Origin of the sequence: uncultured Olegusella sp. (assembly GCF_947253395.1) — a bacterium.
In the GTDB taxonomy this organism is placed as follows: domain Bacteria; phylum Actinomycetota; class Coriobacteriia; order Coriobacteriales; family Atopobiaceae; genus Olegusella.
On record NZ_CAMXYY010000051.1, the window covers coordinates 1 to 10,441 of the forward strand.

Sequence of the window (10,441 nt, forward strand, 5' to 3'; positions counted from 1 at the left end):
CTGCCGGTGGCTCCAAAAAAGATCCTGTTGGTGCGAGCGCCGAGCTGATTGATGCAGCCAAGAAGGAAGGTTCCCTCGTTGTCTACGTTTCCTGTGAGGAAGACTATGGCGCGGCTGTCTGCAACCACTTCCAGGAGCTTTATGGCATTGAGACTTCCTATCAGCGCCTGTCTACCGAAGAGGTAGAGGCAAAGATTGAGGAGGAAAAGGGCAAGCCTTCTGGTGATGTTTGGTTTGGCGGCACGACTGATCCTTACAATGTTGCTTCCTCCAAGGGTCTGCTTGAGAAATATGATCCAGAAAATGCCAAACACCTTATTGATGAGTCCTATAAATCCACCGAGAATGACTGGTATGGCATCTACAAAGGCATCTTGGGCATCATGTACAACAAAGAGGAACTTGAGCGCCTGAAGCTCGATGCTCCCAAGGACTACGATGACCTGCTTGATGAGAAGTACAAGGGTCTTGTCTGGATGGCCAACTACAACACCTCTGGTACGGCCTTGCTTTTCTTGAATACCATGATTCAAAAGAAGGGCTCCGAGGAAGCTGGTATCGAGTTCCTAAAGAAACTTGATAAGAATATCGCTCAGTACACCAAATCTGGTTCTGGACCTTCCAAATCGGTGGGTACTGCAGAGTGCACCATTGGTATTGGCATGCTTCACGATGCTATTTACCAGATTGTTGACAACGGCTATGACAATATTGGTCTGCAGGTTCCCAGCTCTGGCGCATCCTATGAGATCGGTGCTACGGCAATGTTTGCTGGTTGTGCTCATCCCAATGCGGCAAAGCTTTGGCTTGAGTATGCCTTGAGCCCTGAGTGCGTCGGCCTTGCCCAGAGCAATGGTTCTTATCAGTTCCTTGTTATTGACGATGTTGAGCAGCCCAAGGTTGCCACAGAGTACGGCCTTGATCCCGACAATGTCATGAAGTATGACTTTGAGGATGCAAAGCAGAACAGCGAGAAGTACAAGAACGACCTTATGCAGGCCCTAGGCGGCGGCGACGATCGCTTTAAGACCGAATAAGGCCCGTTGATTGTTTTTTTGAGTTTTGATTTTTAGGGCCAAGTGGGCATATACCCGCTTGGCCCTAACTGCCGATGGGAGGTAGATTGCCTCATGGCAAAGGCTAAGACAAAGCAAGGTGCCGCACTTGATAGGGCAAAATTTTTTGGCGACCCTGTCATGGTAACCACCATTGTGGTGCTTATTGCCCTGCTTGCGCTGTTCATCCTGTACCCGCTTGCGATACTGCTGGTGGACTCCATTATTACCAATAAAGGCTTGTCCCTTGAGGTCTTCCAACGCATTTTTAATATGCCGTCCTTCAATCATGCAATCTCAAATACGTTGAAGGTAGGTTTTGTCGTTGGAATCCTGTCGGCACTGGTTGGTTTGCTATTTGCTTATGTCGAGGAGTATGTTGAACTCAAGACAAAGTTTTTGACGGGACTTTTCAAGGTGGTCTCCATGCTGCCTGTTGTCTCGCCTCCCTTTGTGTTGTCTCTGTCTATCATTTTGCTCTTTGGCAAGTCAGGCCTGATAACTCGCCAAATTTTGGGTATTTACGACAACAATGTCTACGGTTTTTGGGGCATTCTAGCGGTACAGACTTTGACCTTCTTCCCCGTGTGCTACATGATGTTGCGTGGTTTGCTGCGCAACATCGATCCTTCTCTTGAGGAAGCCGCCCGTGATATGGGAGCTTCTCGTTGGAAAGTCTTTACCTCAGTGACTTTGCCGCTGATTTTGCCTGGTTTGGGCAATGCATTTTTAGTGACGTTTATTGAGTCGATTGCTGACTTTGCAAACCCGATGATTATCGGTGGCTCCTACGATACGCTAGCAACTACTATCTATCTGCAGATTACCGGTGCCTATGACAAGCAGGGCGCCTCTGCAATGGCAGTGGTTTTGCTTTGTATTACGCTCGTGATGTTTCTTGTGCAAAAGTATGTACTTGAGGCCAAGAGTACGGCGACCCTCAGCGGTAAAGCCAGTCGTGCACGTATGTCTATCACTGATAGTTCAGTGCGACTGCCGCTCGCTATTATCTGCGGTGTCATTGCGGTATTTGTTGTGGTGATGTATGCCTGCGTGCCTCTGGGTGCGCTCTTCAAGACCTGGGGTCGTGATTATTCGCTCACTCTGCGCTGGTTTGACATGGTATTTAATAAGTATCATGGTCTTGAGGCGTTCAAAGATTCGTTCCTACTTTCACTCATTGCTAGTCCAATTACAGCCTTGTTCTCGATGATTATTTCTTATCTTGTGGTCAAGAGAAACTTCTATGGCAAGGGCTTTATTGAATTTGTTTCTATGCTGGCCATGGCTGTGCCTGGTACTGTTTTGGGCGTTGGTTATATTCGTGGCTTTGTCGGTGGTGTTTTTGGTACAGGTTTTTTGCAGAGCATCTATAACTCTGCTGCCATTCTTATTATCGTCTTTGTGGTGAGATCTCTGCCTACGGGTACACGCTCGGGTATCTCGGCTTTGCGCCAAATTGACAAGTCTATTGAGGAAAGTGCCTACGATATGGGCGCTGATAGTTTCACCGTATTCAAGACGGTGACGCTGCCACTGATTAAAGACTCGTTCCTCTCGGGCTTTGTGACAACGTTTGTCCGCTCAATTACTGCAATTTCAGCAGTTATTCTGTTGGTTTCGCCCAGGATTTTGATGATTACTGTCCAGATTAACGAGTTTGCAGGTAAGGGTCAGTATGGTATCGCCTGCGCTTTTGCCACCATCTTGATTATTATCACCTACGCATCCGTACTCATCATGAATGCAATCATCAAGCGTTGGGGCAAAAATAGTGTCGCCAGCCGCGTTGAGGAGGACTAACAATGGCCAAGGAAAAGCAGAGTGTTCGTTTGGAACATGTCTCCAAAATTTATCAAGACCCCAAAACGGGTAAAGATTTTTATGCCGTACAAGATGCAAATCTGATGATGGAACCAGGCTCATTTACCTGTCTGTTGGGCCCTTCAGGCTGTGGTAAAACTACGATTTTGCGTATGATTGCAGGTTTTGAGAGTCCCGATGAGGGTGAGATTTTTATGGGTGAGGCCCCCATCAACAAGCTCACACCCAACAAACGCGATACAGCGATGGTCTTTCAGAGCTATGCGTTGCTGCCGCACTACAATATTTTTGACAACATCGCCTATGGCCTTAAGTTGCGCAAGCTTGATGCAGCAATCATCAAAGATAAGGTTGAGCACATCATGGCGCTTGTGGGTCTTGAAGGCATGGAAGATCGCATGACCAACCAGCTTTCGGGTGGTCAACAGCAGCGTGTTGCGTTGGCTCGTGCCCTTGTTATCGAGCCGGGTGTACTGCTTTTTGACGAGCCACTTTCCAATCTTGATGCCAAATTGCGTGTGGATATGCGTACCGAGATTCGCCGTATCCAGCAAGAGGCGGGTATCACCGCAGTCTACGTTACCCATGATCAGTCCGAAGCGATGGCCATTGCCGACCAAATCATCATTATGAAAAAGGGTATAGTCACCCAGATTGGCGGTCCGCACGAGGTATACAACCATCCCGCTAATGAATTTGTGGCTGACTTTATTGGTGAGTCAAACTTCCTTCGTGGCAAGCTTTCCGAAAAAATGGGTGATACGGGTGTTGTGGAGACCGAGGGCTTCAAGGTTCCTGTGACAGCTGTCAGTCATCTAGGGCTGGGCGCCGATGCAACACTGGTGTTGCGTCCCGAGGCATTGACCTTGGCGGATCATGGTCTGCTTAAAAGTGAGGTTGTACTCTCTCGCTTTATGGGCGCATATCAAAACTATCATGTCCGTATTGGTCATGCGCTGGTTAAACTTGCGGTATATAACCCTCGTAACAAAAAGATTTACAACGTGGGTGACACAGCATATGTGGACTTTAACCCTGAGGATGTTCATGTTCTTTAGAGTTAGCAGCATCGGCAATGTGTAGGTAGCCCTCGTCAATAATGATTGAGAGTGTGCTATTGCCAATAAGAGGCTTGAGTACCCTATTCAAAGCCTCACGTAGCTCATCGTCTGTCATCGGTAAGCCTTGTGGGCGCATGCAATCAAAAGAGATTGTCGCGCCCGCTTTTTTGTCATTAAGTGAACCCTTGACATGTATATCGTGGATGGTTAGGCGGGGATCGATTGAGCGTATGCGGTGGGCGATGCTGTTGTGTAAATAGGTATGCTCGGGGTCGCAGGTGATGATGGGATCGTAGTGCAATACCAGATGAAGGCCATCTTGGGAAAGAAAGTCCTGCTCTATCTGGTCAACGATTTTGTGGGTTTCAAGGGGGTTGCGCTCAGCTGCCATCTCGACATGTGCACTGGCAAACTGCCTACCAGGACCGTAATCATGTACCATGAGATCATGGGTTGCAAGCACTCCTGGATAGGAAAGTATGCGACGACGGATGTGCTCAACTTTTTGTGCGCTAGGGGCGTGGCCCAGCAAAGGGTCAACTGTGTCTTTGACGAGCTGTATGCCGCTATAGATAACAAAAGCAGACATCGCAAGGCCAGCCCATCCATCAAGATTAATGCCAGTTAAACGGGTAATGAGGACAGCGATGAGCACTCCTGTGGTCGTAAGGGTGTCGTTGCGAGAGTCAATAGCTGCTGCTTCGAGAGTCTTAGAGGAGATCTGCTTGCCCACCTTGCGTGTGTAATGCATCATCCAGAGCTTAAGTGAGATAGAAGCAAGTAAAGCAACGCCCGTGAGTATCCCAAAATCAGTTGGACTGGGGTAGATGAGTTTTTCAATAGAGCTTTTGAGTAGCTCAAGGCCCATTGCCATGACGAGCAGTGCCACTACCAGGCCTGCAACATACTCGTAGCGACCATGCCCATAGGGATGCTCAGCATCAGCAGGTCTGCCAGCTAGTTGGAAGCCAATGAGCGAGATAATATTGCTCGAAGCATCCGAGAGGTTGTTGACTGCGTCTGCTATGACCGAGACAGAACCTGCTGCAATACCTGCAAGAGCTTTTGCAGTAGCTAACGTAACATTGCAGATGATACAGACAATGCTTGCATGGCGACCGATTGCAATGCGGTCGAGTGGCTGTTTGCTCTGCTCTGCTTTTTGTTGTGGATTTTTGGACATGAGTTCTCCATAGCTAGCGACAATTAGCAAACAGTGTACCCTCCGCTTGTCCTTTTTATAGCTACAGAGATTGATAAAGCTGTGCATCTTGTATATAAGCAGGATCCATTCGTGTGAATCGGCTGTGTTTACAAGGGATGTTGGCTGGGTAGTTTAGACTTGCTTTGGCAGCAGTTGGCTGTCCGAAAAAACCTCGACATGGGGTCGGGGTCGTGCGGAAGCGCGGGTGCGGGAGCGCCGGAAGAAAGATGAAGGTATATGAACGCCAACGAGATGATGGATCCAGCACGCGAGAATTTGCCTGAATGGGCTCAAGAGCCAAAGATGACAGAGTCAATAAAGGATGGCTCCGCAGCAAGCAAGACAGATGATGATACGTTGTTTATGGACGAGTTGATGAAGGCATCTCGTTTGATGCGTCAGCGTCAGCGCATGATGGGTGACGAGCGCCGCGATGCTGCTGAGCGCGATCGAGAGGGTCAGCGTGCTCTCAAAATGTTGACTCTCAAGCCTGAGATGGAACAAAAAGAAATGGCAGAGCTGATGGGTACTCGCCTGCGTGCTTTGGACGAGCTGCTTGCTGGTCTTGAGAAGCGCGGTCTCGTTACTCGTGTGCAGCCCGAAGAACCTGACATGCGTATAGTACGAGTCTCTTTAACCGAGGAAGGCAGGGGTGCATCTGAGGGTGAGAGTGTTGATAGTGTAGAACCTGCTTTGATTCCTGGCTTTGCTGAAGAAGACCGTAGGGATTTGGTTGAACTGCTTAAAGGTCTTAACGCAGCATTGGAGGCTTTGGGTCTGCGTGATGAGGATCGGGGACCTCGTGGAAGCTTCCGCGGCAATGACCGTGGTGGTTTTGCTGGCAGGCACGATGACAATAGGCGCAGCGGGGGCCGTGGTGGCTTCCCTGGTCGTGATGATAGGCGTGGTGGTGACCAGGCTGCTTATCGTGGTGGTCGTGATGAGCGTGGCAGAGATCGTGGCGGTTTTCGCGGTGAGCGTAATGACCGCGGCGGCTTCCGTGCTAATCGCCCCAATCATAGCGCTCGCTATGAGCGCAATGACCGTGGCAACCAACGCTTTGGTGCTCGCCGTAGCGGAGGCTTTGGTAGCAGCAGTCATGGTCGCAGCTTCGGTAGCGGCAACTAAAAGTTTTGCGACATGTGCGCGTCTTGAGCACCCCTTCTCAAGGGGTGCTTTTTTGCTGCCAATCACAGATGGTTCGAGTTTCGGACGTGGCAAGCGCAAAACTGCAGGTCAGATTTTTCTAAAAGTCGAGAGATGAACCATCTTGTTACAGTGTGGCTATAACAGGTGCATTGTTAAAGAAAGCTGCTGCTAACTAAAGCAGGCAAGCGAGATGGAGTGCGTAGGAAGTTTGCCAGTAGCACTCACTTGGGCGAGCGCTACTGCAAAGCAGGCAAGTCCGTGAGCTAAACCAGTTTGATCTACTACGCTCAGGCGTGCTTGGATGACCTGTGGATTTGCATTGCTTTCGCCTGCAATAGAGGCAACAAAATCCCCCTGCTCAACACTTCCTATTCGTACAGCTACCTTAAGATGTTCAGGTAGTTGGGATGCCGCCTGAGTAAGCCAGGAAGCAGACCAATTTGCAAGTTCAAGAGAGCCTCCGAGTGCAACTGCAGCAAGAGGCTCAAGAAGCGCTTGTTCAAGTTTTTTGCTTGCAGTTTTGAGCTGGGGCGAGCGCTTTGTCTGTGTATGCTTTGCATCGTATGGTTTTGTCGTTGTGGTCGCAGTGCCCACCTTTTTGTGAGCGGTGCTTGTGTTTGGGGATGCGGCTTCTGCATGCGTGGGGTTCACAAACATATTACGGAGAACAAACTCAGCTTGTACGGTGCGTAGCATCAGGTTGGTATCATCAAGACCAAGGTGTTTTTCAACTTCTCCGGTATCCAAGGTGCCGCGGCGTCGTGCCCAGTTTTCTAGTGAAGCAGGACGAGATTCGCGGGGTAGCCCCACCATATCCTTGTCAATGCGACGGCAAATATCACGTGTGTCGATAGGAATAATCTTGCCTGCTTTGCGTGCTTCGGCATAGCCGTTGAGGTGCAGCATCATCCAGGAATCCTCAAATGAAGCATTGTGCGCCATAAAAGGATACCGAGAAAGCAGCGCTACTAATTGCTTTTGTAGTGCTTTGTCCTGACGCAGGGGCTTTTTGTCAGCAAGCATATCGGAAGTAATGTGGTGAACACGTTCCATCGGAATCTTGCGACCTGCCCACACATCAGGAAGTCCACAGTAGACAGCATGTTCATTTTTAGGAGTTGCTTCGGGCGTGAGTTCCATGGTTGCCCAGCCAATATTGATGATATAGCCACGGTCAGGATTGCGCCCCGTAGTTTCGAGGTCAAGACCAACGACGGTACCCTTGACGGGGGCGGCAACATAGACCACGGCAAGATTGTCCATATTGCCACCAACTTCGCGTGCAACCTTCTTAAACGAGCGATGCTGTAGTGCAGCTACGCCATGGATAAGGTCAAAGTCAGCCATACCGCGTGAAAGATTAGGGCTGTTGGATTCGGCACGACGGGTGGCGAGGGCAACCGCCTCTGGTGCATCGGAGGTTTCTACTAGGTCACAGAGCGTGCGATTGCGGTCGGCTAGCTCACGCACTAAATCAAAGGAGAAAGACTCCTTGCCCAAGGGTTGTGCAAACCAGTCATCACACAGTACCTTAATGGCTTCCTCGGTCTTGAGGCGCTCTGATTCAACGGCGGAAAGACCGTCGGCAAGAAGAAAGTCAGGAATAAAAAAAGAGCCGGCAAGTTCAATAGCTTGACTAACGTTCATGGTGCTCCTTGTGGTGCTAATTTAGTGTATGGAGCGCTGCTGTACATCCAGCTGCTCCATCTTGTGTTCTGCCTTAGATTCTACCCCTCAACCAGGACAGCCTTGCATCTATGATTTTGCAGTGGTTTGGTCGAAAGTTTTCGTAGCTAAAGACTTGATAGACCACATCGTTGGGTGATGGGTAGGCGTGCTGTGTCAGGCTTTAAGGGCTCCTGAGAGCCAGTGAGGCATTTGAGCTGATACCACACGAGCGCATGCATAGGCATCACGCAAGCAAAGCGTTTTCAAGGGGCGTAGACGACCTGCTTGGTATTGGGCTATAAGCGCTGCGTTCACTTGGGGTTTTCCCTGCTTGGCCGTGGTTTCTTCAAGTGGAAGCAACAGGTAATTTTCACCTGTTTGGGGATCCCAAATGAGTGCGAGTTCACGGAAGGAGGCTTTTGCGCGAGCGAGCGCGCGCATGCAGGCTTCTGTAGTAACGTCTGCGCGGGGATTGTCGAGAACTGTAGTTTTGTATGGCAGATAGAGGTCCTCGAGAGAAGAGATATAACTTGCAGGAGCAGGGAGCATCTCCCAGCTGGTGATGCGAGGGTCTGTCGCCGTAAGCGCCGCGACGAATTCTGCAGGCCCAGACTCTGTGTCAGAGACTACATTCATGAGGCAGAAAATCGCTTGGTAATCCGCATCTACCAGACCAGTATTCCAGAGTTTTTGTTTGCCGTCGGCAGATACTACGATGCGGTTTTGTTCAAGTGCGCGAACAAAGTTGACACTGAGATATTCACGCAGAATTGGTAGGTTATCCTCGTCTGTCTCGCCCCAAGCTTCATGAGCTGCAAGCAGGGAAAAGCTTTGACAAAATTCTGCCCAGCTTTCGAAATGCAGATGTCTAGAGAGTTCTAAGGCGAGGTTACGACGACGATAGGGTGCCAAAGAGGTGGCAGAGATTGCCATCCAGAAGTCCTGTGTTGTGCGAGGGGTTGCGGCTAGCTCTTTATACTTGGGAGCTGATTTGTGATCTGTATGCGTCTGGACATCGGAGATAATCCAGCGCTTGCCTGCGTTTAGACCATTACTGCGTTTGAGATACACCTCAACAGGTTTTTTACCGGCATCGTGATAGCGCAAGGGGAAGTGGGCATCATTGCGCGTGTAACTCACATTGCCAGTGGCACGAGCGACCTGCCAATCTTCTTCAAGTGTTGATAGGACATCAGCACCGAAGGGTAGCGCTAGGGCGAGCTTGCTTATGAGTTCTTCAGGACAGCGTACCTCAAGCCAGAATTGCTTGGGCAAAACACGCTCTGCAGCACTTTGCGTGGGAACACTAGGGGTAGACATAACAGCCTGAGGCGTAGGATGAGGTGCAGAACTGATGTGTTCGGATTTGGGAAGTAGATCTTCTTTCAGAACACGTGCCTCTTCTGAGATGCTTTCTTCCTTTAGGTTGCCTACATCAGTCTCAGATTTGGAAACAATAGTGAGACGAATTGAGGGTTGAGGGGTCAGAAGGGTAGTGTTAGTCTCATTTGTATTTTTGACCTCAGAGGTAGTTTCATTTTCAGTTTTTGCTGCCGCTTCGTCAGGAACATCGGCAGCCTGGCTTTGCTCAAGCTCGCCTTGAACTATTGTCTTTGCCACAGCTCTTTCATCCTGCACAGATTTTTTGGCAGGTGTTTTCTCGGATTCGGCCTTAGTGACGAGCTCAGATGCGGCAGACTTTTCTTCTGTTGCTTCTTCATGCAGGGGGTTTGGCGGCTCATGATGAGGGGGATGTACAGGTCTCATTTGAGCCTTTTTGCGCTTCCAAGGTTTGCCTGTTTTTTTGGGTGCTTCATCTTCAGCAGCTGTTGTTAGTGCGGCCAATGCTTCATCAAACTGAGGGTACGCCTGTAGTGTGGCATATACGCGTCCGCCCTTAAACTTGGTTAGGGTCACAAACTCAAGTTTTTCCAAAAGCTCTGGCACAGACTCGCAGTCTAAGTCATACGCTGTAATGTCATCCGCTTGCAATACTTCTGCGATGCGGGGCAAAAAGATTTGCTTGCCCTGGCCAAAGGCCTCAAGAAAGAGGCGATACAAATAAAGCGCGTTTTCTGTACTCATTTTCGATGTCATAATATCCTCTCAAAGCTGTAAAACAACTCTTGTGAGGAGTTGTACGAGTTCAAATCTGGCGTTGTACCTACCTTATGGTAGCGTCTGCGGAAGACATACGTTTGCGGCGTTACGATGCCTTTATGCTTAGTTAAGGATACACAAAGAATTATTGGACAAAATAGGTATCGCCTACATGAGCGGCGAGTGGAGATTTTGAATGGATACCGAGTTACTTTCACAAGAAGCCCAAGAAGTGGCCAAGAAGGGCCGACGCCTTGCGTGGGCAAACCGACGCTCAGTGATTTTTGCCATCTGTGTCGTAATTTTTTTACTTTTGCTAGAAGATGTGTGGGGACTGTCTCTTATACACATCTCCGAGCCCACGAGACCGTTATTCTAAT

General features: G+C 49.5%; 8 protein-coding genes. 5 read left to right on the forward strand and 3 right to left on the reverse strand.

Going from position 1 to position 10,441, the window contains the following annotated elements:
* From Q0X25_RS05395 to Q0X25_RS05405, 3 genes are all read left to right on the forward strand, one after another.
* A partial coding sequence (locus Q0X25_RS05395; RefSeq protein WP_298579626.1) for an ABC transporter substrate-binding protein occupies positions 1–1,037 on the forward strand: 1,037 nt, incomplete at its 5' end.
* Between the two features lie 93 nt (positions 1,038–1,130).
* Complete coding sequence (locus Q0X25_RS05400) at positions 1,131–2,858, forward strand: iron ABC transporter permease (protein ID WP_298579631.1); 1,728 nt, start codon at positions 1,131–1,133, stop codon at positions 2,856–2,858.
* 2 nt (positions 2,859–2,860) lie between these two features.
* Entirely contained in the window at positions 2,861–3,937 is a 1,077-nt protein-coding gene (locus Q0X25_RS05405; RefSeq protein ID WP_298579633.1) for an ABC transporter ATP-binding protein, read from the forward strand.
* On the opposite strand, the gene Q0X25_RS05410 is transcribed toward Q0X25_RS05405, so the two are convergent.
* Positions 3,909–5,123 (reverse strand): cation diffusion facilitator family transporter, encoded by a 1,215-nt coding sequence (locus Q0X25_RS05410; RefSeq protein ID WP_298579636.1) that lies wholly within the window; start codon positions 5,121–5,123, stop codon positions 3,909–3,911. The genes Q0X25_RS05405 and Q0X25_RS05410 overlap by 29 nt on opposite strands.
* A 258-nt stretch (positions 5,124–5,381) precedes the next feature.
* Between Q0X25_RS05410 and Q0X25_RS05415 the strand changes: the two genes are divergently transcribed.
* Positions 5,382–6,272, forward strand: coding sequence for a MarR family winged helix-turn-helix transcriptional regulator (locus tag Q0X25_RS05415; protein ID WP_298579639.1), 891 nt, complete (start codon positions 5,382–5,384; stop codon positions 6,270–6,272).
* 189 nt (positions 6,273–6,461) lie between these two features.
* Here Q0X25_RS05415 and Q0X25_RS05420 read toward each other — a convergent pair whose 3' ends face one another.
* Both Q0X25_RS05420 and Q0X25_RS05425 read right to left on the reverse strand, forming a co-directional pair.
* Positions 6,462–7,940: a hypothetical protein gene (locus tag Q0X25_RS05420; RefSeq protein WP_367270402.1), complete on the reverse strand. Its 1,479-nt coding sequence runs from the start codon at positions 7,938–7,940 to the stop codon at positions 6,462–6,464.
* 195 nt (positions 7,941–8,135) lie between these two features.
* A complete protein-coding gene (locus Q0X25_RS05425) occupies positions 8,136–10,058 on the reverse strand; it encodes a DUF3825 domain-containing protein (RefSeq protein ID WP_298579642.1) in 1,923 nt (640 codons plus the stop codon).
* Between the two features lie 199 nt (positions 10,059–10,257).
* Between Q0X25_RS05425 and Q0X25_RS05430 the strand changes: the two genes are divergently transcribed.
* Complete coding sequence (locus Q0X25_RS05430; protein ID WP_298579644.1) at positions 10,258–10,440, forward strand: hypothetical protein; 183 nt, start codon at positions 10,258–10,260, stop codon at positions 10,438–10,440.
* The last annotated feature ends 1 nt before the right edge of the window (position 10,441 follow it).